Raw genomic sequence first — 21,980 nt, 5'->3', positions numbered from 1 at the left:
TTATGGCTGAACAGATATTAAAAGAGATCTCCGCAAATGATCTGCTGGCGGAGACACTGAAAATAAAAAATGACGGTTACCGACTTGTTGCTGTTACCTGTACCAATAAAGACGGAATGGAATTGACCTATACCTTTGATAAGGATCATGAGCTTATAAACCTGCGGATCTTAACCGATACAGAGACAGAACTGCCTAGTATCAGTATTATTTATCCCTATTCCTTTCTATATGAAAACGAGATAAAGGAACTGTTCGGAGTAAAGATCACGGGTATAACGCCGGACTTTAACGATACCTTATATAAGATTCCGGTCAAAACACCGTTTCATATGAACGATTAGGTATGATGCCATTTGGCGTCAGAATGGAGGCTACTTATGGGAAACAGGACAATTGTTCCGTTTGGTCCTCAGCATCCGGTGCTTCCGGAACCGATCCATCTGGATCTGGTTTTGGAGGATGAAAGGGTTATTGAGGCGATCCCCAGAATCGGATATATTCACAGAGGTCTGGAAAAACTGGTAGAAAAGAAGGATTATCAGCAGTATGTCTATGTTGCGGAGCGGATCTGCGGCATCTGTTCCTTTATGCACGGCATGGGCTACTGTATGTCTATAGAAAGCATTATGGAGGTGGAAATCCCGGAGCGGGCAAAATTCCTGCGGACCATATGGGCAGAGCTGTCCCGTCTCCACAGCCACCTTTTATGGCTGGGCCTGCTGGCAGATGCCTTTGGCTTTGAAAGCCTGTTCATGCATTCCTGGAAGTTAAGAGAGCAGGTTCTGGATATTTTTGAAGAGACTACCGGAGGCAGGGTCATATTTTCCGTATGCGATGTCGGCGGTGTGAAAAAGGATATCTCTTCTGAGACCTTAAATAAGATGAAAGAGGTCTTAACCGGCATGGAGAAGGAATTAAAGGAGGCTGCCGCCGTATTTTTAAACGATTCCACCGTAAAGCTCCGCACAAAAGGAGTTGGCGTACTGTCTAAGGAGGCAGCTTTCGAACTGGGAGCGGTCGGTCCCATGGCAAGGGCCAGCGGGATTGAAATGGATATAAGGTCCCAGGGATATGCTGCATATGATCAACTGGATTTTAAGCCGATCACAGATCAGGGCGGGGACTGCTATGCAAGAACCAAAGTCCGGATCGGGGAACTGTTCCAGTCCATTGATCTTATCAGGCAGTGCATTGCCATCATACCCGATGGTGAGGTAAAAAGAAAGGTGACTGGAAATCCAAAGGGAGAGCATTTTACCCGTTTGGAGCAGCCGAGGGGAGAGGTGCTTTATTATGCAAAGGCAAACGGAACAAAATTCTTAGACAGAGTCAGGGTCCGTACTCCTACCTTTGCCAATGTCCCGGCCTTGCTGGAGACTTTAAAGAACTGTTCTCTTGCCGATGTGCCGATTCTGATTCTAACCATTGATCCATGCATCAGCTGTACCGAGCGATGACAGGCCCGGTTCATAGATATCATTGCTGGGAAGAACAGCGGAATTGAGGATAGTATGTCGATATTAAGGATGTCAAAGACGCTTTTAAAAAACCTGTTACATGGTCCCTATACGGTTCCATATCCGGTTAAGCGTAAGGAAACATATGAACGCACCAGAGGAAAGATCGAGATATCGGTGGATGATTGTATATTCTGCGGGATGTGTGAAAGAAAGTGTCCCACAGGAGCCATTCAGACAGATAAATCGAAAGCTCTTTGGAGCATTGAGAGGCTTCAGTGTATTCAATGCGGTTATTGCAGTGAAGTATGTCCGAAGAAATGTCTGAGGATGGAAAATCAATACACAGAGCCATCATACGGAAATGTAAGGGATGAATATGTGAAATGCATGAATACCCAATCACCCAGCGAATCATAGAAATTGCCGGAGAATATGCTGAAAAGCACCACGCAGAGGAAGTAAAGGTCATCAATCTGGTGGTGGGAGATACCTGCGGTTATGTGGCAAGTTCCATTGAACTTTATTTTGACATAATAGCGGAAGGAACTCCTTGTGAAAAAGCAAAGCTTCATATTAAGAGGGTAACACCCAAGCTTCAGTGCAGCATTTGCGGAAAATTATTTGTCCGGAAGCCCTTCACCTTTGAATGTCCTTTTTGTAAAGGAGAAGGCCGTCCCACAGATATCGGACAGGAATTTTATGTAAAGTCGATTGAAGTTTAGAAATGGAGGAAACGATGTCTGAGAATAAGGAAATAGAAATCATGGAGTCTGTCTATGACAAGAATGACCAGGTTGCATCACAGATCAATGCATCATTAACGAATAACGGCATTTATGCCATCAATGTAATGGGAGCACCGGGAGCGGGAAAAACCACTTCCTTGATACAGATTATCAAACGCCTTACGGATGTGACCTCTTATGTCATCGAAGGAGATATTGAGGCGGACTTTGATACAAAAACCCTCCAGTCCCTTGGGGTAAAGGCCATTCAGATCAATACGGGGGGAGCCTGCCATCTGGATTCTCCCTTGATCGGAGCTGCGGTGGATGAACTGGAGATCAGCGATGGAATCCTGTTTATTGAGAATATCGGCAATTTAGTGTGCCCTGCCGAATTCATGATCGGTGAACATGCAAAGATGCTGATTTCAACCGTAACAGAGGGCAGCGACAAGCCATATAAATATCCCCTGGCATTTGAAAAAGCCGATTTGATTTTATTGAATAAATGTGATCTTCTGCCATATATTGATTTTGACGAGGACTTTTTTATGAAGGGAGTCCGGGCTTTGAATCAAACGGCTCCGGTGATCAAGGTATCGGGAAAGACGGAAGAAGGTTACGAAAAGGTAGTAGAATGGATCGAGGAAAAAACAAGGTCATTACAAAAATAATAAAGGTTTACGGCATTGTACAAGGGGTTGGATTCCGGCCCCTTGTTTATCGTGCAGCCAAACAATACGGAATAAAGGGAACGGTCCGCAACGTAGGCGGCTATGTTGAGATCGTGGCACAGTCTGAAGAGGCATCTCTTAGCCGGTTCCTATCTGACCTTAAGGAAAACAAGAGGGGCGGCTATGAAATCATAAAGATGGAAGCAAAGGAACTTCCTTTCGCGGAGTTTAAAGATTTTCTCATTGTAAAGAGTGAGTCCAGTGCGGAAATATTGGTGATTCCGCCGGATCTGCCGGTTTGCCCGGAATGTATGAGAGAGCTTTCCGATGCATCGGACAGAAGATATCAGAATCCCTTTATCAGCTGCATGACCTGCGGTCCCAGATATACCATCATGGAAGACCTGCCTTATGACAGAAACCGGACTTCCATGGAGGACTTTCCCATGTGCGATGCCTGCCGGGAAGAATACACCTCACCTGAAAGCAGGCGTTTTCACGCCCAGACCATTTCCTGCAATGACTGCGGCCCTTACTTAATCTATCAGGATAAGGAAGATGGTTTTCATGAATTGCTGGAAAGAGGAGCGTATGAAAAGACGGTTAAGGTTCTGTCTCAAGGAGGAATTGTTGCGGTTAAGGGGATCGGAGGCTTTCATCTGGTTTGTTCTCCTTTTATGGAAGAAACCGTGAACCGGCTTCGTAAATTAAAGGGGAGGGAGAAAAAGCCTTTTGCGGTCATGTTTCCGGAAATTTCGGAGATCAGAAAGCTCTGTCTGGTCTCTGAGGAAGAAAAGGCATTGCTGGAATCAAAAGCAAGGCCAATCGTGCTGTTATCCATGAAACAGGATCTTATGGCACCCTCCACAGGGAATGGAAGTCTTTATTGCGGTGCTTTTCTGCCTTATACACCCCTTCAGCATATGCTGACTGCAGAACTTGGGCCTCTTATCATGACAAGCGCCAATTTTTCCGGACAGCCTGTGATTCGGGAGGATGGCCCCATGCTGGCTCTTGCCTCCCCTTATTTAAGCGGTGTATTATATAACAAAAGAAGGATCGTCCGTTCGGTGGATGATTCTGTTGCCAAAATCATAGAGGGTAAGCCCCAGCTGATCCGAAGAAGCAGAGGCTATGTCCCTTATCCTGTTTTTCTTTCTAAGGAAGAGGAAGAAAATCGGATAAATACCGGTATTTTTGCGGCGGGTGGAGACTTAAAGGCCGCCTTCTGTCTCTGCCAGAAGGGAAGTGCAGTGGTATCCCAGTATTTCGGAGACTTAGAAGAAGACGCAGTAATGGAGGAATATCAAAGATCCTATGAAGATCTGACCAGGCTGCTACGAATGGCTCCGGAATTAGCGGTATGTGATCTCCATCCAAACTACCACTCCGCACGTTTTGCTAAAGCCCTGGGGCTCCCGGTTCTTAAGGTGCAGCATCACCATGCTCATATTGCGTCGGTCATGGCGGAACACAATTTAAAGGGGCCTGTGATCGGAGTTGCGTTCGACGGGACAGGCTATGGAACGGATGGGAATATATGGGGCGGAGAGTTTCTTATCTGTGAAGGTAGTGGCTTCATACGGGCAGCCCATGTAAGCATGTTTCCCATTCTGGGAGGTGACGGATCTATGAGGGATGCCAGGAAAACGGCGTCCTGCTGTCTGCTTCACGCAGGCCTTGAAGCTTACGTCCAGGATGAGAGAATCAGTGTGATAAAAGCAGCCCTTGAGCATAACGTCAACAGGGTCTTTACTTCCAGCATGGGGCGTCTGTTTGATGGGGCAGCGTCCGTATTAAATATCGGCCATGAGAACCGTTATGAAGGGGAATGCGCCATATTGTTTGAAAAAGAGGCAGTGCTTGCAGAAAGAAACAATAAAAAGCCGGCTGACTTATGTTTTGGCATAAAGGAAAGAGATGGGATCCTGGAATTAGATCCCCGGCCGGTTTTTAAGGCTCTTTGCACCATGAGAAACAAGGTGGAGACAGGTTCCCTGGCACTTGGTTTTCATCTTGCGCTGGCACAAGCCACAGCATCTGTGTGTGAAAGGATGGAGAGAAAATACTTAAGCAATACCGTAGCCTTAAGCGGCGGCGTTTTTCAGAATTCCCTGCTGGCAGGGCATACGGTCAGGCTTTTAAAGGAAAAGGGATTTAACGTATACTTAAACAGGGCGGTTCCTCCAAACGATGGAGGAGTGAGCCTGGGCCAGGCTTATCTGGGAAATAAATATTTAAAATCCGATCATATGGATTTGGAAGGGACAGGATGCCATGTGTGTTGCAGTACCGGGAAAAATAATTCAGATAAAAGGTGATTATGCAAAGGTCAATATTATGGACAACATCACCGATGCCAATATAAAGCTGGTGGATGCGAAAATAGGAGATTATGTTCTCATACATGCCGGCTGTGTTATTGATGTCTTAAAGGAAGACGTAGCCGAGGAAATTCTCACGATATTTTCCCAGCTCCAGGAGGAACTGTAGAATATGATTGACCAGGTGATAAAGGAACTGAAAAATTATGACGGAAGGCCGGTGAAGATCATGGAAGTATGCGGGACCCATACGTCCAGCATCTTTAAAAACGGCATTCGTTCCATGATCTCTCCTAAAATCCAGCTGATTTCAGGACCAGGCTGTCCGGTCTGTGTTACCCCCTCCGCCTACATTGATCAGCTGACGGAATATTCCCTAAAAGAGAACCATTGTGTGCTGACCTTTGGAGATATGATGAAAGTCAAAGGAAGCAAGATGACCCTGACAGAGGCAAAGGCGGCCGGAGGCAGGGTAAAGATCCTCTATTCCCCGCTTATGGCAGTTGCGGAAGCGGAACAAAACAGAGAGATCCAATATATTTTTGCAGCTGTGGGGTTTGAAACCACGGTTCCAGTTTATGCCCTGCTTCTTGAAGAAATCCAGCAGAAGAAACTGGAAAATTTAAAACTCATGACCTCCTTAAAGACGATTGTACCGGCTCTTTCCTTTATCTGCGAAAATGAGAAAAACATTGACGGCTTTTTAAGCCCCGGACATGTCAGCGTGATCACCGGAAGTATCGCATACCGGGAGCTGGCAGCCAGATACCGGAAGCCTTTTGTAATAGCAGGCTTTGAAGGAGAGCATATCCTGGCCGCCATATATGAGATCATGACCCAGATAAAGAAGCAGCGCTTTGAGGTGAAAAATATGTACGCCAGCGCTGTGACAGAAGAGGGGAACCAGAAAGCGGCTGCTTTTATCAAGGAATATTTTGAAGCTGCAGATGGCTTTTGGCGAGGAATCGGGGTCATAGAAGGATCCGCTCTGAGACTTAAGGAAGAATACGGAGCCTATGATGCAGGAAGCGCGGAAGAAGAGCATATAGAGGTTATGCCAATTGGCTGCAAGTGTACGGATGTGATACTTGGGCGGATCAATCCGTCGGATTGCCCGCTGTTTAAGACTGTCTGCAATCCGCTTCATGCGGTAGGCCCCTGCATGGTGTCTCCGGAAGGATCCTGCGGCATCTGGTATCAGAATTCATGATCATAGGAAGAGGAGGCAAAGCCATGAAAATCGATATGTCCTACGGCAGCGGAGGAAAGCAGACCGGCAATCTCATCAATGAGGTATTCCTAAAACACTTTAATAATAAAACCTTAAATAAACTGGAAGATGCCGCAGTATTAAATATAAAGGGGAAAATTGCCTATACCACGGATTCCTTTGTAGTCACGCCCCTGTTTTTTAAAGGCGGAAATATCGGAAAGCTTGCGGTATGCGGGACAGTGAACGACCTTTCCATGATGGGAGCCGTCCCCAGATTTCTGACTGCAGGGTTTATTATAGAAGAAGGGGCTGAGCTTGAGATCATCGAGCAGATTGCCGCCTCCATGGCCCTGGCAGCAAAAGAGGCAGGCGTAAGGATTGTAGCCGGTGATACAAAAGTGGTGGAAGGAAACGGTGGAATTTATATCAATACCTCTGGAATTGGAGAGATCCGAAAGGGAGGGATCAGCATCTCAAACTGCAAGCCCAAGGATGCCATTATTCTTTCCGGGAATCTGGGAGAGCATCACGCGGCCGTTCTATCTCATCGGATGGGGATAGAGAATCAGATCGCAAGTGACTGTGCTCCACTATATTCCATCGTAAAAAATCTTCTTGATGATAATATCCGGGTCCATTGTATGAGAGATGTTACCAGGGGAGGGCTTGCTACGGTCCTTAATGAGGCGGCGGACCAGTCCTCCTGCAAAGTGGAGATATGGGAGGAAGCTCTTCCGGTCAGCGCCCAGGTGAGAGGCTTCTGCGGTATTCTTGGCCTGGACCCTCTCTACATGGCAAATGAAGGGAAAATGATAGCAGTTGTCCCTGGAAGCCAGGCACAAAAGGCTTTACAGGCAGTTCAAAAAAGCAAATACGGCAAAAATGCCAGAATCATCGGAACTGTTATGGAAGGCAGGGGCGTAACAATGAAAACCAGGCTGCAGGGAAGCAGAACCATTGATGTGTTATATGGAGAGGGCCTGCCCAGAATCTGCTAGGGAAAAATCGTGTTTTTGTATGTAAAAATAGCCAAAAAACTGGATAAAATGTGGCATTTGCAGGATCATGTCATATATTTATTATAGTTAAGTATGAAAGGAAATGCTAATATGGCTATTAAAATATTTATTGATCAAGGTCATAATCCTAGCGGATTTTTTAACAGTGGGGCGGAGGCCAATGGTTTAAGCGAGTCTGAAATCAATTTTCAGGTTGGAATTTATCTGCAAAATTTGCTGAACAGTGACCCAAGGTTTGAGGCGCGCGTATCAAGGCCGGAACCCAATACCGTATTAGGAACCAATAATACTACCAGTTTGGCGCAAAGAGTAGCGATGGCAAATGAATGGCCGGCCGACTATTTTATCAGCATACATTGTAATGTGAATCCCAATCCAGCAATTAATGGTACGGAAGTATATATTTATCAATTTTATACCCAGTCCCAGTGGCTGGCAGAACATGTTATGGAAGGGATAAACCAGGTGGCCGGAACGGCAAACAACGGAATCAGGGAAAATCCGTCTCTGTATGTATTAAGAAACACAAACATGCCGTCAAACCTTGTTGAATTAGGCTATTTAAGCAATTTGTCGGATGCCAATAAGCTGCGAGATGATCAGTATGGATTTGCTTATGGCATTTTCTTAGGCCTTATGAGATATTTTGGTTTTGCATAATGTTTTCAAACAGGCTGCTGCGATATGCTCCCTTTGTGGTAATTGGATGAGGAATCCGTCTATTTGCTGCAAGGAGGGCATTTTTCCGTATAAGGCAGCAAGCGGTCCTATCTATGGTGGGCCAGAATGAATTCCCTCTTTATCATCAACAGTTCTTTTGTCTGCTTTAAAATATAAAACAGGATCGCCCTGGCCTCAAATTCCTCCCGGTTAGAAGGAAGCTCATGATTTTTTAATTCCTGAAATAAAAGGTCTAAATTCTTTAAAAGACCTTCTGCCGTATTTTCTCTGTGATACCCTTGTTCAATTCCTTCAAAAAGCAGCGCCACCTGCTTTGCCTGTCTGGGCAGGCAGGTGATGCTTTTGATATTTTCATAGATTTCCTGAAGCACCATGCTTTGCTGCTGGCGCATCTGGATATAATCAATTTCATAAGAGTCCTTTTTCCAAAGGGCATTGTTGTAATTATTAAGCGCGCATGTTCTTGCCAGGTCCAGGCTTTCCTTAAGCTGTATCAGACAATCCGGGTTATATCCGCTTTTATCTTCCTCCATCAGCCAGTGGGACATGCGGCTTAGGATCCCCTTTATCTGTGAATCCACATCATTTGCCAGCTTCTGAAATGCTTTTTCCTTTTTCCGAAGATGCATATTGACCAGGACCCCAACCGTAGTGCCGATCAGGAACAGGGCAATCTCATTTCCTATGAGAGGCGCAGACATGGACCGCTCGGACAGAAAATGAGTGATGAGGACAGAATCCATGGCAATTGCTTCCCCCCAGTCCGCATACAGGCAAAGCAGGGCGAATAATAAAAGGTACCAGGCAAATGCAAAAAGAGTGAAGCCCAAAAGTCGGAAGGAAGCGGCAGCAAGTATTAACGCGCACACAAAGGCCAGCGTCCGGTTTCTGGCGCTTTTAATGGTTTCTCTCTTGGTATTCTGGATGCTGAGCACCGTGATGATGCCGGCCGTAGCAGAATATTTTAAGCCAAGCTCAGCCGCAATGGTAATTGCCAGCACAGCGGCGGCTGCAATTTTAATGCTTTTAATGATCGTTTCCTTATCCATGTGTGTTACCTCTTAAAAAGCAGTTTGTATTACCAGTATACCATATTTTTAAAAACATCCCATCAGAAAGATTGCTATTTCCTTCACAAATTAGTATAATTCCTATATTGCAGTTTTCATGTATAAATGTATTTCCTAAGGAGGAACCGTGTGGATAACAACGATATATTAATAAGATTGCGGTATGCAATGGATATTAAGGATTCTGATATAATTGAAATATTCAAACTGGGCGGAATCACGATTACAAAGGAAGGGGTCCGAAGGCTTCTGGCAAAGCCTCAAGCCGATTTAAGTGATTCCGGAGAGCAAAAGGCAATTGCTGATAAAAACAGGGACATCTGCAATGATTTTACGCTGGAGTCCTTTTTAAACGGTTATATTATTTTTAAACGGGGAAAGCAGGAGTCAAAGCCGGGAGAGCCGGAAAAACCGCTGTTCATGGTGAAGGATCACCGATCAGTCAATAACGTCCTGCTTAAGAAAATTAAAATTGCTCTGTCCCTCACCGGTGATGACATGCTTGATATTTTTAAGTCTGTTGGAATCAATCTGTCCAATGGTGAATTAAGTGCACTTTTGCGAAGGGAAGGGCAGCGCAATTATAAGGAATGCCAGGACCGGTATGTGAGAAATTTCTTAAAGGGCCTTGCAATCAGATACAGATAGCCGGAAGAAGATGGTGGAGAGGGGCCTTGCTAATTCCTTTTTTTTGTGTTATAATGTAATCAGACGTTAAATCCGAGCGTTGAAGAAGATTTGATGTTTCATGAACAATCTTATAATTGACATGTAAAGAACCGTCTTTTTAAGAAGGGCTTTTAGTATTGTGCCAATGGCATGGATATGAAAAGCCCTTCTTTTTTTTGAAAGGAGGAATATTATGCAGTTGGAAGGAATGGAAGTCAGCCACATGAAGTTCGGTGAAGGGAAGGTCATGGAGCTTAAGGAGAAATACATCACCATACTGTTCCCTCAGGGTGAAAAAAAGTTTTTGTATCCAAATTCCTTTAACAAATTTCTTACACTCAAGGATAAAAAAGTGCAAACAGAAATGAACATTATGCTGAAGCATATCATGGAGGAAGAAGAAAGCAGGCGGGCAGAGGAGATCAGTGAGCAGGAACGTATGGAGGAAATACAAAACTTAAAGATCCGTCCCGATTCTCAGGCGTCCTTTGGATTTGTAGAAAATAGCAAGGAATGTGTTTTTTCTACGTGGTCAGTCTATGCTGGTTCCTATCAGAGCGGAGCCTCCAAAGGAAAGCCCAAGCTTCCGGTAAGGCTTAAGCTGAATTCAGCCTGTCTCCTTACGGAATGTCCCAAGGGAGTGGCAGAAAAGAGGCGGCGCATCATAGGGGCCTTTATGCTGCAGGATAATTTTGAAAGCTCTGCTTGCAGAGATGGGATGATTCAAAGTCACGAAAAATACAGGATTCAGCTAAATGATAAAGAAACTTTGTTCTACTGGGATTATTTTTCCGATGGAGCGGAGATTACGAAATGGGGAAATGTGGAACTTAAATATTTTTCCAATATGATCATGCAAAAGATTCTTTTTGATATGAAAAATGGTCTGACTGATGCGGAGCGTCGGAAAGATGCAGAAGAATTTTACCAGTACTTCTGTCTGATAAACAGGTTAAAGCCTTTGGATCAGTAGAGAGTTGGGGAAAGAATAGGAGTGATGCGTATGGAATATGAGCGGAACAGAAGAAGAGAATATGAAAAACGGAGGCTGCATATGTTTTAATATGCGGCTCATTGTCATAGGATCATGAGATACCGCCTCCGTTTTTTTTATGGAGGCGGTTTTTTGTGAAGAAAAGAAAATTGAATACAGCATTCGTCTGTCAAAATTGTAAAAGAGAGGTACTGCCGATACCAAACGGCAGCTACAGAAACCATTGCCCCTTTTGCCTGTTTTCTCTCCATGTAGATGGTGAAGTCCCTGGTGACAGAAAAAACAGCTGCAAGGGGCTTATGGAGCCGACAGGGATCCGTTATCATTCGAAAAAGGGATTTCAATTGGTCCACCGGTGTACCAGGTGCGGGACATACAGGCACAATGTCATTTGTGAAGGTAATTGCCAGCCAGATAATAGAGAATTAATTCAGGAACTTATGTATCTGATTACATAGAGCGGGAGAGGTGATTGATTCATTATATGTTATCACAGGTAAATATAGCCTCCATTGCATTCCGGCTTTTTCTGTCCATTATTTTATGCGGGGCGATCGGAATGGAAAGGGGCTTAAGAAACCGACCGGCAGGTTTTATGACTTACCTTCTGGTGGGATGCGGCTCAGCCCTTATTATGATTACCAATCAATATATTGCAACAATCTATACCAATGTGGATCCTACCCGAATGGCATCCCAGGTGGTGAGCGGAATTGGCTTTTTAGGAGCCGGAACCATTATCACCACCTCTAAAAACGAGATCAGGGGCTTGACAACAGCAGCAGGCATCTGGGCGGCCGCAGCAGTTGGGCTGGCGGTTGGAATCGGTTTTTACGGCGGAGCCATTCTGGGAAGTATTTTTATTATTTTTTCCCTGATGTATTTAAAAAAGATTGACCTTTACATAAAAACACATGCAAAAACCATGGAAATATATCTGGAATACAACGAAGAATTTTCCATGCAGAATCTATCTCTGTATACAGAACAATCCCAGTACGAAATTTTTGATATGGAAGCAGGCAAAATAAAGACCCTAAACGGGGAATTCGGCACCCTGACCTTTGATGTCAATTTCCGCCATAAGGTAAACCATTTAAAGATTATAGAAGAGATCAGGCAATTGCCTGGTATTCTTTATGTGAGAGAGGTGGCATAAGCGGGCAAAGAATCGTAGAACTGGACGGATACAATATCTTGCAAAATGGAAGGAATCTGTTATACTGTTTTTCATAGGAAAAACATGAAATCTATGGAAGACTTGTTATTACAGAGAGGAAGAATGACCGTGATAGGGACTATTGTAAATACAGCTGCGATTCTGACCGGCAGTTTAATCGGTACTTGTGTGAAAAAGGGGATCGAAGAGAAATATCAGGATGCATTATATAATGCCATGGGACTTTCCGCCTGCGGACTGGGCATTCATGCAGTCGTACAGAATATGCCAAAAAGCAGCTTTCCTGTGCTGTTTATCATCAGCCTTGCAGCAGGCAGCCTCCTTGGCGCCAGGCTAAATCTGATGGAGAGATTTGATAAGGTGGTAGCCCGCTTCTCAAAAGGAGATTTGGGTCAGGGGCTGTCTACGGCCATATTGCTGTTTTGTATCGGAACGCTTTCGATTTTAGGTCCCATGGAGAGCGCTCTTCATGGAAACAATACTTATCTTTTTACAAATGCAACTTTGGACTTTGTTACATCCATGGTTCTGGCTTCCACCTATGGGATCGGGATTGCATTGTCCGCTGTGGTTCTGTTTTTGTGGCAGGGAAGCATTTATCTTTTTTCCGGCCGCCTGTCTGTTTTTTTAACTCCTGAATTATTGACCGAGATTTCACTTGTAGGCGGTTTTTTAATCTTTAGCTCCGGTCTTTCCATATTAAAAATCAAGGACTGTAAGGCGCTAAATATGCTTCCTTCATTGTTTGTGCCTGTCTTATGGTTTTTAATAAAAGCCATTCTATGATTGAAAACGGCTTTAAGTCTGCCGAAAGGAAATTGTTGACAAGCCGGTGAAATAAGTGTATCTTATCGTTAATACAGACATACCTTTACACCTGGTAAAGATGGGCAATAGAGTGAGAAGGAGAAAAAACGATGGAAAAAAGAATTTCGGGAAAAACAGGTTTGTTAGGTTTGATTGGCTCGCCGGTAGGGCATTCCGGTTCACCGGCTATGTATAATTACTGTTTTGAGAAGCTGGGGCTGGATTATGCATATCTTGCTTTTGATATCAAGGTAGATGAGGTAGAGAAGGCAATTGACGCCATAAAAACATTCCGCATGAGGGGCTGCAACGTGACCATGCCCTGTAAAAATGAAGCTGTGAAATACATGGATGAGTTATCGCCAGCCGCCCGTATCATAGGCGCAGTCAATACTATAGTAAATGAAGATGGAAGACTGATCGGACATATTACAGATGGTCAGGGCTTTGTAGACAATCTCCGGGATCACGGAGTAGAAATCGCTGGCAAGAAGATCATTGTCTGCGGCGGAGGCGGAGCGGCAGCCGCAATCCAGGTGCAGTGCGCCTTAGAGGGAGCCAGGGAAATTTCTGTTTTTAACATAAAGGATGCATTCTTTGAAAGAACCCTTCAAACCGCAGAAAAGATCAGGCAGGAAAAGCCGGAATGCGTTGTAAATGTATTTGATATTGCGGATAATGAAAAGATGAGAGAAGAGATCGCGTCCAGTGATATTTTGGCGAATGCCACCATTGTTGGGATGAAGCCAATGGACCAGGAGAGCGTTGTAAAGGATGTGACCATGTTCCGCCCTGGCTTAGTCGTGGTTGATGCGGTATATAATCCAAAGGAAACGAAGATGTTAAGAGAGGCAAAGGCTGCCGGCTGCACATGCATTGACGGACAGGGAATGCTTGTATGGCAGGGGGCTGAGGCTTTTAAACTCTATACCGGGCAGGAGATGCCTGTACAGGAAGTGAAGGAACTGTTTTTTAGTTAATGAGTTTCCCGGTTATGTGGATCTGAATGAGAAAGTGATGAGCGCATGAAAAGGATCGTTGTAACAACAAAAAGACTTTGTATGATGCCTCAAAGCATGGCAGAACTCGCCGCACTTTATGAAAAAGAGCTGGATGGGGACATGAAAAAGGCATACGGGGATATGATGGAAACCATGAGTCGGCTGCCTGGTCAGGAAGAATGGGGCGCGAATTGGAACATCAATTTGGCATCCGGATTGACCATAGGCGGAATTGGCTTCAAAGGAGCACCTGATGCAGAAGGAACTGTTGAAATCGGATATGGGATTGATGAGGAATACCGGAGAAACGGCTATGGGACGGAGGCTGTAAATGGTTTGGTAAAATGGGCATTTGAGCAAAAGGATGTCCATTGCATCACTGCACAGACAGAGCCGGACAACGATATATCTCAAAAGGTGCTGATGAACAATGGCTTTATCCGTGACGGATATGGAGAGGAAGGGCCCCTTTATAAAATTACATTAAAATGTACATAGCTGTTGATTCCATGTGGGTAAAAATGGAGTAATCATCAATCAAACGGTTTAAATGGTTGATTGTTCGTTATTAATTATAAAAAACGCAGGCTAAGTCCGGGGCAGCAGTAACGACCTCAGGGCTTAGCCTTTTAAATTCCTGTGGGAAAATAATTAAAATTCGTGACAAACCTGGAAAAATCAGATAAGATAAGCTTAGGAAAGGGCTTTCAAGGGTGAAGACTGATGAATATTTATGATATTGCGGCAGAAGCAAAAACTTCCATATCCACCGTTTCCCGTGTTTTAAACAATAAGGGAAATGTGAATCCGGAGATACGCAAGCGTGTGGAAGAGGTGCTGAAGAAATACGATTATAAACCCAGCGCCATTGCTAGGGGACTGGTTTCAAAGACCATGAAAAGCATTGCCATCCTGACCGTGGATGTAAGAGTGACCCATTATGCCCGGATGATTTATGTGATTGAGCAGGAGTTCAGCAACAGAGGATATAATGTGACGGTGTGTAACACAGGAGGCTCTATAGAAGAATGTGATAAATACATGGAAATCCTGTCAGAAAAGCAGGTTGATGGGATCGTGCTCATTGGTTCCATTTTCAATGAGCTGATCAACTATCCTGACATCACTTCCAAAATAAAGAACATCCCGGTGGTAGTGGCAAACGGCAAGGTGAACCTCCCTGATTTTTATTCTGTTCTGGTGGATGACACTAAGGGGATCAGGGCTGCGGTGGACTATCTGTATGACAAGGGACACCGGGAGCTGGTTTACGTTTATGACTTGGAAACCGACAGCGGGTGGGCAAAACGTCAGGGATTTTTGGAAGCTATGAAGCTTCATGACATCCTTGAGGCGGAAAAACGGGTGATACCCAGCAAACACGGCCTGGAAGGCGGATTAAAGGCGGCGGAGACCTTGTGTTCCTCTGGTATCAGTTTTACCGGTGTGGTGTGCGGAGAAGACATTACTGCCATTGGCCTGATGAAAGGCTTAAAAAAACAAGGCTTTTCCATTCCGGATCAGGTGGTGGTCACAGGATACAACAATTCACCGGACTCCCTGATCTGCGAGCCGGAACTTACGACCGTCGACAATAAACCGGAATTACTGGGAGGGCTATGTGCCCAGCTTCTGCAGGAGGTTCTGGAAGGTAAGACGTCAGCTTCCAACCTGGCAATCCAGCCGGAACTGATTGCGCGGGGAACCACATGACAAGGGAAGTGTTTAAACTGGACAAGCAGAAAGAAAAAATGCTTTTGTTATGCGGCGGCTTATTTTCTGAGAGTATTAGAAGATAAGCGCCGCTTTTTTGATATGTCAAGAAAACGCTTTTACAAAAATCGAATACATAGAACTATTTTACGATAAGAAACCGCCAAAATATATATAAAATACTAATATAAAGAAGGATAACCAGGTTTATATTGACATATGAGCGAATGTTGTTATAATTATTCATACGAAAGCGCTTTCTTGGTGTGGATAAGATGATAATAAGAGACCCGGCGCACGGGAGCGAAAAGGAGGACAAAGATATGAGAGTGCAGTATGAGGACTTATTAAAGAAATTTCAGAGGATTTTAGAGAGCAGAGGGTTTTCGGCAGAACATGCAGAAGGGGCAGCTACTGTATTTGCCAAAAACAGCCTGGATGGAGTTTACTCCCACGGCATAAACCGTTTTCCAAGAGTGGTCAGCTACCTGGATAAGGGAGAAATCAATCCGGCAGCCATTGCCACCTGTGAATCTTCCATGGGGACCATAGAACGCTGGAATGGGCATCGGGGATTTGGCCCTTTGAACGCAAAGCTTGCTATGGACCGGGCATGTGAACTGGCAAAAGAGCATGGCGCAGGTGTTGTGGCCCTGGGTAACAACAACCACTGGATGCGCGGCGGAAGCTATGGATGGCAGGCGGCTGATGCAGGCTGTATCGGAATCTGCTGGTCCAACACCATGCCCAACATGCCTGCATGGGGCGGCAAGGACAGAAAGATCGGAAATAACCCCATCATCATGGCAGTTCCCAGAAGCAATGGTAATCATGCTGTCATTGACTGTGCAGTATCCCAGTTCTCCTATGGAAAGATCGAAGAGGCAAGGCTGAAGGGACAGAAACTTCCGGTTCCAGGCGGCTATGATACAAATGGAGATATCACTACAGATCCGGCGGAGATTGAAAAAACATGGAGAGTCCTTCCTATGGGCTACTGGAAGGGAAGCGGGATCTCCGTTGCTCTTGACCTGATTGCAACGGTACTCACCAATGGAAACTCCGTGAGAAAGATCGGTACCTTTGGGGATGAAGTAGGTCTGTCCCAGGTGATGATCGCGATTGATCCGGGTAAGTTCAATTCCGTGGAAGAGACAGATTCCATCGTGGATGAGATCTTAAAGGACATTAAGTCCTCTATACCCGCTGCAGAAGGCGGGGAAGTATTCTATCCGGGTGAGCTGGAATTAAAGACAAGAGAAGACAATTTAAAGAACGGCATCCCGGTGATAGAGGAAGTGTGGGAAACTTTAAACTCCCTGGAGAAATAAGGAATCGTTCACAGCATGAGAAAAAGAAGAGGTATAAAAAAGGTTCAGAGAATCGTCTGCGGTTCTCTGGACCTTTTTTGCGAGGGGTATTGCTTATTATTTGTTTGTGCTATAATATTATCGGCCATTCAATTCAGACATTGAATGGTAAAACGAACCTAAGAAATATCAAATAAGAAAAGATGATGAAAATATAAAAATCGTAAAATTCTGTAAGAAATAAAAACTGAAAAATGAAGATATTGCCAAAAACCTTAAGATGATTTATTTTTACGCCGGTCCATAAATGCTATACTTTTTATATAACGAAACGCCATAATTCCGCTGTTTGATAGAATGTGCTTATGGGTTCAGAAGGAACGGATATGGGCGTAAAAAAAAGTAAGGGGGATCTTTTCTTATGCTTAAAAGCAGCAGGCTTTTCAAAAGAAAAGCGGCTGGCATGATGGCAGCAGTGATGATGATCGGTATCTTGCCCGTGAACATGATCGGATTTGCTGATGTCCTGGATATGCCGCCGGACAGCTATGAAGACTTGGATGAACACAAGGCGACAAGTTCCAATGCCAGCTATGCCACTGCATCCAATGCACAGAAAACACAGGAACTGCAGGAAGAGGGAACTGTGTATTACGTGGATGCCAAAAACGGCAATGACAGTGGAGACGGAAAAACAGAAGAGACTGCGTGGAAGACCTTTGACAGAGTCAATTCCAAAACCTTTCTACCTGGTGACAAGATACTGTTAAAAGCAGACTGCATCTGGAATCAGGCGCTGAATCCAAAAGGCAGCGGCAGAGAGGGAGCGCCCATCATCATTGATACATACGGAGAAGGCCGCCGCCCTTTGATTAACGGCAATGGTACCTCCGGACCTTCCATTACCGGCGCGGTGACGATTTACAATGAAGAGTACTGGGAAATTTACAACCTGGAAGTGACGAATCTGGAAAATACGGATAAGATGGGGGAAGCCATGGACAGCGGTACCAGTGAACGAGCCGGGATCCTGATCTATTCTTCCAATCAGAAAAAGATATACAAACACATTACCGTAAAGAATTGTTATGTACACGATGTCAACTCCAGCTTCAAAGGCGGAAAAACTTCCGGCGGCATTATTGTTATGGGCCATTACCTGGACAAAGACGGAAACAGGGTCACCATTGATGACAGCGGCAATCTGACCGCCAAAGCCATGGGGCGGGCAGCTTTTGAAGATGTGATGATTGAGGGGAATTATGTAAAGAATGTGGCGATTGAAGGAATCCGGAATAAATGCAATACGGATATATCCGGTTCCGGCTGGGGGAAAAACGAATTCCTTAAAAACTATTCCAATGTAACCATTCGCAATAATTATCTGGAAAATGTCGTAGGCGACGGCATCGTTCTGACGGAAACAAAAGGTGGACTGATCGAGGGAAATATGGTGAATTCTTCCTGCGGCTTTGACCGGGGTGCAGTAAACTATGCCCAGTGCTGGACCATGTTTGCAGATGATGTTACCGTACAGTACAATGAAGTTTACGGCAACCGGTACGGGTACGATGACGGCGAGGCCTTTGACTCCGATATGATGAATGTGGACAATATTTTCCAATACAATTTAAGCCATGACTGCGGAGGCGGTGTCATGCTGTTTATGTCAAGCCAGAAAAATACCATATTCCGTTATAACATAAGCATTAATGACGGTACAGGCACTTATCCCGGGGGAAACAGGATGCAGCAGCAGACCTTCCATTATGACAATACAACTTCTGCAGGACCCGGCGTAGGCAAGATATATAACAATACCATCGTTGTCTTTGGAGAAGATAAAAAAACCTCACTGTTTGGCGGAATGAGCAAAAGAACATGTTTTGTGGATTTCAAAAACAATATCGTTCTGGCCAAGGATGGAGCAACCATTGACTTTGCAGTTTTAGCCCAGGGATCCACCATCCATAATGACAGCGTGATAGAAAACAACTGTTTTTATCCGGATACCATTGCAAACACCAGTGCCGGTCCTGTTTTGAATAAGGAGAGCCTGGAAGCCAAAGGAAATATATTTAAGGATCCCATGCTGATCGATTATAAGGCGGGAAAGGATTATTCCGAATTTAAGTTTCCTTTGGAGGAGCTGGAAGACCTTATGGATTCCGATTTTACCAAAGACAGGATCCAGATGCTGGCAGAGCCGTATCAGCTGACGGATGGATCTCCTTGTATCCGCGCCGGTCAGAGGCTCGAAGGCATGCCTACCGAAGATATTATGGGCAATACCATTGCCGGACGTGTGGATATAGGCGCTTTGGAATATTCCAGTGAGGATGAGCTGGCAGAAGAAGTGGAAGAGGTTCATATTATAACGACTCCCGGAGTTGTGCCGAAACTGCCGGCAGCCTTAAAGATCGTTCTGGATGGGGAATCCTATGATTATCCGGTTAAATGGGATGAACTGACAAAGGAGGACTGCATGCAGGCGGGAGTGATCGAACTTGCCGGAATCCTTCCGGGATTATCCAATCAGGTTGTGGCTTCTATCATTGTGGCAGATGCACCGGAACGCTTTGAGCCGGTTGAAGTATGGACGTTTGCAGGAATCTACCCGGTACTCCCTGATAAGGTTACAGCAGAATTTACAGGCGGTTTGACTCTGGAGCTTGGGGTGACATGGGAAACGCTAACCCTGGATCAGTATTCCCGCGAAGGTGAGATCACGGTAGAAGGGACCGTTTCCGGTCTGAAGGAAAGATGCAGGGCAAAGGTAACGGTCATCGGTGAACTGGGAGATGGAACAAGCGTAAAGGAAAAGGTGGCTTTTAAGGATGCCTATACCCAGCAAAGCGACGGAAATAAGGCTTACGGAAGCTCCGACCCCAATGTCATTAAGGTCAAAACAGCCAATAACTCGCCTTCCTATACAAGAAATGGGCTGATCGGCTTTGATTTAAGTGATGAAGAGCAGATCCTGAGATCCGCCGCCAGCATTACCATAAAGCTGCAGATGACAAGACCGGTTTCGGAGGCGGATTATAAAACCATTAACAATCATTTTTATCTCAAGGTTTATGAGGTGGATGACGTTTGGAATGAAGGAACGGTGACGTGGAACAACTCTCCCAATGCTTCTTCTGATCACCTGGTGATCAAAGATCAAAAAATTGTGTATGCCGATATCCGGGATGCCCATGATAATATTGTGGAACTGGATGTGACCGATTGGGTAAAGAAAGCCTATTCGAAAAAAGGACAGACAAAGTTTTCCTTCCTTATGACAACCGATTATTTTGGCGAGTATGCAAACGGTGATAACGGCGGCATTGATTTCGCTTCCAAAGAGGCAAGCGGAAAGATGGCTCCCACCATGGTATTAAGCAATGTTTACGAAACGGATGTGGATGCTGTATCCGTATCAACACCGGCAGGGAAGAGCCCGGTTCTGCCGGAGACAGTATCAGTCAGTTACTCAAGCGGAGAACAAAGGAAGGTGACCGTAGAATGGAACAGCATTGATTCCGCAAATTACCAGAGCGAGGGGAACTTTGTGGTGTATGGGAAGGCAAGCGGGGTAAAGCTTCCCATAAGGTGTACGGTTTATGTCATGGAAGCGATGCATAAAGTCGTCTCGGTCAGGGATATTGCTCCGGTCATCCAGCTGGTTGGAACGCCATGGGAGGAACTGGGACTTCCGGGGACAGCGGCAGCACTGTTGGATAATGGGCAGGAAGCGGAAGTACCCATTGCATACTGGTTCCCGGATAATGCGTATGACCCGGAAAAAGTATTTTCCTATACCTGCATCGGATATCTGGATCTTACCGGCCATGAGACTATTGAAAATCCAAATCAGAAGTTTGCCGCGGTAACCGTGAACATCATTGAACCGGAAGACAAGAATGCACTCCTTGTTCTCTATACCGAAGCGGCGGATCTAGTCAATCAAGGCGCATTGGATAAGCTGACCGATGTGGCTAAAAACCGTTTTATAAAGGCATTCAGCCAGGCCGCCTCCGTACTGATTAATGCAAAGGCAACCGAATCAGAAGTACATAAGGCTTATGTCAATTTGATGGAGGCAATCTGGAATCTGGATTCAGAAGAGAATTTAAAACCTGATACTTCTGCCCTCCGGGATCTGGTGCTCATAGCGGAATCCAAGAACAAGAAGGATTATACCGAGGAGTCCTATGAGACATTAAAGGATGCTCTTTCAGAAGCTAAGTCTGTTTTAAAGGATAAGACTCTTACAAAGGGCGATCAGGACCGGGTAGACCAGGCATACGACAATTTGAAAGAGGCTGTTGATGGCCTGGAGTTTAGCGGGAATTCGGGAACGGAAACCAGGATTGTCACAGGGATAAAAATTGTCGCATTACCGGACCAGACAAAATATAAAGCGGGAGAGCGGATCAGCCATTTCGGCTTAAAGGTGGCTGCCGTGTACAGCGATGGCTCATTAAAAGTCATTAATGGCTATGAGATATCAGATGTAAACACTTCGTTGCCAGGGGTAAAGGATGTGATCATCACTTATCGTACAGCGGTCAATCATGCCATTAAAGTGTTCACAGACGTTTTCCAGATAACGGTGATAAAGGAGACTTCCCAGGGAGGCGGCTCCGGCAGCTCAGGAGGAGGCACATCCTCGCCAAAAACGGGGGCCGGTATAAGTGGACAATGGCAGAAGGTCAATGGAACGGCATGGAGATTTTTAAAGGCTGACAAAACCTATGCTTTAAACGAATGGGCAAAAATCAATGGGCAATGGTACCGGTTCGATAAAGACGGCATGATGCAGACCGGCTGGATCGTGGATCAGGGCATATGGTATAGGCTAAGCCAGGAGGGCTCCATGGAGTCGGGCTGGGTCAAAGATGAATCAGACGGGTACTGGTATTACCTTGATGAGTCCGGCGCCATGAGAACCGGCTGGGTTCTTATCAATGGAATCTGGTATTACTTTAACCCTGTTACCCAGGGAGAATCCGGCTGGCATAAAACAGAAGACGGCAAATGGGGACATCAGACTGGAGAAAGCGGAAGCAGGCCAATGGGAGCCCTTTGTACCAATACCACAACGGCTAACGGATATCGGGTGGATGATAACGGAGCCTGGGTCCAGTGA

General features: G+C 45.2%; 21 protein-coding genes. 20 read left to right on the top strand and 1 reads right to left on the bottom strand.

Annotated elements, in window-relative coordinates; all coding sequences use genetic code 11:
- The first annotated feature begins 2 nt into the window (after positions 1-2).
- From RT269_RS10405 to RT269_RS10360, 10 genes are all read left to right on the top strand, one after another.
- The gene (locus RT269_RS10405; protein WP_313182414.1) at positions 3-344 is read left to right on the top strand and encodes an NADH-quinone oxidoreductase subunit C; all 342 of its coding nucleotides are present in this window, start codon (positions 3-5) and stop codon (positions 342-344) included.
- A gap of 36 nt (positions 345-380) precedes the next feature.
- Positions 381-1,460, top strand: a complete 1,080-nt coding sequence (locus RT269_RS10400; RefSeq protein WP_313182412.1) for a hydrogenase large subunit — start codon at positions 381-383, stop codon at positions 1,458-1,460.
- A gap of 54 nt (positions 1,461-1,514) precedes the next feature.
- A complete protein-coding gene (locus RT269_RS10395) occupies positions 1,515-1,880 on the top strand; it encodes a 4Fe-4S dicluster domain-containing protein (RefSeq protein ID WP_025233828.1) in 366 nt (121 codons plus the stop codon).
- A complete protein-coding gene (locus RT269_RS10390; RefSeq protein WP_313182410.1) occupies positions 1,847-2,185 on the top strand; it encodes a hydrogenase maturation nickel metallochaperone HypA/HybF in 339 nt (112 codons plus the stop codon). Before RT269_RS10395 ends, RT269_RS10390 begins: the two co-directional genes overlap by 34 nt.
- A 14-nt stretch (positions 2,186-2,199) precedes the next feature.
- Entirely contained in the window at positions 2,200-2,862 is a 663-nt protein-coding gene (hypB, locus tag RT269_RS10385; RefSeq protein ID WP_313182409.1) for a hydrogenase nickel incorporation protein HypB, read from the top strand.
- Positions 2,826-5,183: a carbamoyltransferase HypF gene (hypF, locus tag RT269_RS10380; RefSeq protein WP_313182407.1), complete on the top strand. Its 2,358-nt coding sequence runs from the start codon at positions 2,826-2,828 to the stop codon at positions 5,181-5,183. The genes hypB and hypF overlap by 37 nt, the downstream gene beginning before the upstream one ends.
- On the top strand, positions 5,140-5,355 hold the full coding sequence (locus RT269_RS10375) for a HypC/HybG/HupF family hydrogenase formation chaperone (protein WP_100303984.1): 216 nt from the start codon (positions 5,140-5,142) through the stop codon (positions 5,353-5,355). Before hypF ends, RT269_RS10375 begins: the two co-directional genes overlap by 44 nt.
- 3 nt (positions 5,356-5,358) lie before the next feature.
- The gene (gene hypD, locus RT269_RS10370) at positions 5,359-6,396 is read left to right on the top strand and encodes a hydrogenase formation protein HypD (protein ID WP_313182406.1); all 1,038 of its coding nucleotides are present in this window, start codon (positions 5,359-5,361) and stop codon (positions 6,394-6,396) included.
- Between the two features lie 23 nt (positions 6,397-6,419).
- Positions 6,420-7,397, top strand: a complete 978-nt coding sequence (gene hypE / locus RT269_RS10365; protein ID WP_313182405.1) for a hydrogenase expression/formation protein HypE — start codon at positions 6,420-6,422, stop codon at positions 7,395-7,397.
- A gap of 111 nt (positions 7,398-7,508) precedes the next feature.
- Positions 7,509-8,078 carry an N-acetylmuramoyl-L-alanine amidase family protein gene (locus RT269_RS10360; RefSeq protein WP_313182403.1) on the top strand — a complete coding sequence of 190 codons (570 nt, stop codon included), beginning with the start codon at positions 7,509-7,511 and terminating at the stop codon, positions 8,076-8,078.
- 107 nt (positions 8,079-8,185) lie between these two features.
- On the opposite strand, the gene RT269_RS10355 is transcribed toward RT269_RS10360, so the two are convergent.
- On the bottom strand, positions 8,186-9,148 hold the full coding sequence (locus RT269_RS10355; RefSeq protein ID WP_313182402.1) for an aromatic acid exporter family protein: 963 nt from the start codon (positions 9,146-9,148) through the stop codon (positions 8,186-8,188).
- 150 nt (positions 9,149-9,298) lie between these two features.
- Here RT269_RS10355 and RT269_RS10350 point away from each other — a divergent pair, with 150 nt between their 5' ends.
- From RT269_RS10350 to RT269_RS10305, 10 genes are all read left to right on the top strand, one after another.
- Complete coding sequence (locus tag RT269_RS10350; protein ID WP_313182400.1) at positions 9,299-9,817, top strand: DUF1456 family protein; 519 nt, start codon at positions 9,299-9,301, stop codon at positions 9,815-9,817.
- A 214-nt stretch (positions 9,818-10,031) separates the two neighbouring features.
- The gene (locus RT269_RS10345) at positions 10,032-10,811 is read left to right on the top strand and encodes a hypothetical protein (protein WP_313182398.1); all 780 of its coding nucleotides are present in this window, start codon (positions 10,032-10,034) and stop codon (positions 10,809-10,811) included.
- Between the two features lie 155 nt (positions 10,812-10,966).
- Complete coding sequence (locus RT269_RS10340) at positions 10,967-11,290, top strand: RNHCP domain-containing protein (protein WP_313182397.1); 324 nt, start codon at positions 10,967-10,969, stop codon at positions 11,288-11,290.
- Between the two features lie 14 nt (positions 11,291-11,304).
- The gene (locus tag RT269_RS10335; RefSeq protein WP_313182395.1) at positions 11,305-11,991 is read left to right on the top strand and encodes an MgtC/SapB family protein; all 687 of its coding nucleotides are present in this window, start codon (positions 11,305-11,307) and stop codon (positions 11,989-11,991) included.
- A gap of 93 nt (positions 11,992-12,084) precedes the next feature.
- On the top strand, positions 12,085-12,798 hold the full coding sequence (locus RT269_RS10330) for a DUF554 domain-containing protein (protein ID WP_331664131.1): 714 nt from the start codon (positions 12,085-12,087) through the stop codon (positions 12,796-12,798).
- Positions 12,799-12,929: 131 nt separating this feature from the next.
- Positions 12,930-13,799: a shikimate dehydrogenase gene (locus tag RT269_RS10325; protein ID WP_313182393.1), complete on the top strand. Its 870-nt coding sequence runs from the start codon at positions 12,930-12,932 to the stop codon at positions 13,797-13,799.
- A gap of 45 nt (positions 13,800-13,844) precedes the next feature.
- On the top strand, positions 13,845-14,318 hold the full coding sequence (locus tag RT269_RS10320) for a GNAT family N-acetyltransferase (protein ID WP_313182391.1): 474 nt from the start codon (positions 13,845-13,847) through the stop codon (positions 14,316-14,318).
- A 225-nt stretch (positions 14,319-14,543) separates the two neighbouring features.
- Positions 14,544-15,533 (top strand): LacI family DNA-binding transcriptional regulator, encoded by a 990-nt coding sequence (locus RT269_RS10315; RefSeq protein ID WP_313182389.1) that lies wholly within the window; start codon positions 14,544-14,546, stop codon positions 15,531-15,533.
- A gap of 323 nt (positions 15,534-15,856) precedes the next feature.
- Entirely contained in the window at positions 15,857-16,864 is a 1,008-nt protein-coding gene (yiaK, locus tag RT269_RS10310) for a 3-dehydro-L-gulonate 2-dehydrogenase (protein ID WP_313182388.1), read from the top strand.
- A gap of 400 nt (positions 16,865-17,264) precedes the next feature.
- Entirely contained in the window at positions 17,265-21,980 is a 4,716-nt protein-coding gene (locus RT269_RS10305; RefSeq protein WP_313182386.1) for an Ig-like domain-containing protein, read from the top strand.

Origin of the sequence: Lacrimispora sp. (assembly GCF_032078915.1) — a bacterium.
In the GTDB taxonomy this organism is placed as follows: Bacteria; Bacillota; Clostridia; order Lachnospirales; family Lachnospiraceae; genus Lacrimispora.
This window is presented reverse-complemented; position numbering and strand designations above follow the sequence as displayed.

Coding starts and splice junctions, on each gene's coding strand:
- RT269_RS10325 (WP_313182393.1), top strand. CDS start 12,930: ATGGAAAAAAGAATTTCGGGAAAAACAGGTTTGTTAGGTTTGATTGGC.
- RT269_RS10320 (WP_313182391.1), top strand. CDS start 13,845: ATGAAAAGGATCGTTGTAACAACAAAAAGACTTTGTATGATGCCTCAA.
- RT269_RS10405 (WP_313182414.1), top strand. CDS start 3: ATGGCTGAACAGATATTAAAAGAGATCTCCGCAAATGATCTGCTGGCG.
- RT269_RS10395 (WP_025233828.1), top strand. CDS start 1,515: ATGTCGATATTAAGGATGTCAAAGACGCTTTTAAAAAACCTGTTACAT.
- yiaK (WP_313182388.1), top strand. CDS start 15,857: ATGAGAGTGCAGTATGAGGACTTATTAAAGAAATTTCAGAGGATTTTA.
- hypF (WP_313182407.1), top strand. CDS start 2,826: ATGGATCGAGGAAAAAACAAGGTCATTACAAAAATAATAAAGGTTTAC.
- RT269_RS10390 (WP_313182410.1), top strand. CDS start 1,847: ATGCATGAATACCCAATCACCCAGCGAATCATAGAAATTGCCGGAGAA.
- RT269_RS10355 (WP_313182402.1), bottom strand. CDS start 9,148: ATGGATAAGGAAACGATCATTAAAAGCATTAAAATTGCAGCCGCCGCT.
- RT269_RS10375 (WP_100303984.1), top strand. CDS start 5,140: ATGTGTGTTGCAGTACCGGGAAAAATAATTCAGATAAAAGGTGATTAT.
- RT269_RS10345 (WP_313182398.1), top strand. CDS start 10,032: ATGCAGTTGGAAGGAATGGAAGTCAGCCACATGAAGTTCGGTGAAGGG.
- RT269_RS10315 (WP_313182389.1), top strand. CDS start 14,544: ATGAATATTTATGATATTGCGGCAGAAGCAAAAACTTCCATATCCACC.
- RT269_RS10305 (WP_313182386.1), top strand. CDS start 17,265: ATGCTTAAAAGCAGCAGGCTTTTCAAAAGAAAAGCGGCTGGCATGATG.
- RT269_RS10360 (WP_313182403.1), top strand. CDS start 7,509: ATGGCTATTAAAATATTTATTGATCAAGGTCATAATCCTAGCGGATTT.
- hypE (WP_313182405.1), top strand. CDS start 6,420: ATGAAAATCGATATGTCCTACGGCAGCGGAGGAAAGCAGACCGGCAAT.
- hypB (WP_313182409.1), top strand. CDS start 2,200: ATGTCTGAGAATAAGGAAATAGAAATCATGGAGTCTGTCTATGACAAG.
- hypD (WP_313182406.1), top strand. CDS start 5,359: ATGATTGACCAGGTGATAAAGGAACTGAAAAATTATGACGGAAGGCCG.
- RT269_RS10400 (WP_313182412.1), top strand. CDS start 381: ATGGGAAACAGGACAATTGTTCCGTTTGGTCCTCAGCATCCGGTGCTT.
- RT269_RS10330 (WP_331664131.1), top strand. CDS start 12,085: ATGGAAGACTTGTTATTACAGAGAGGAAGAATGACCGTGATAGGGACT.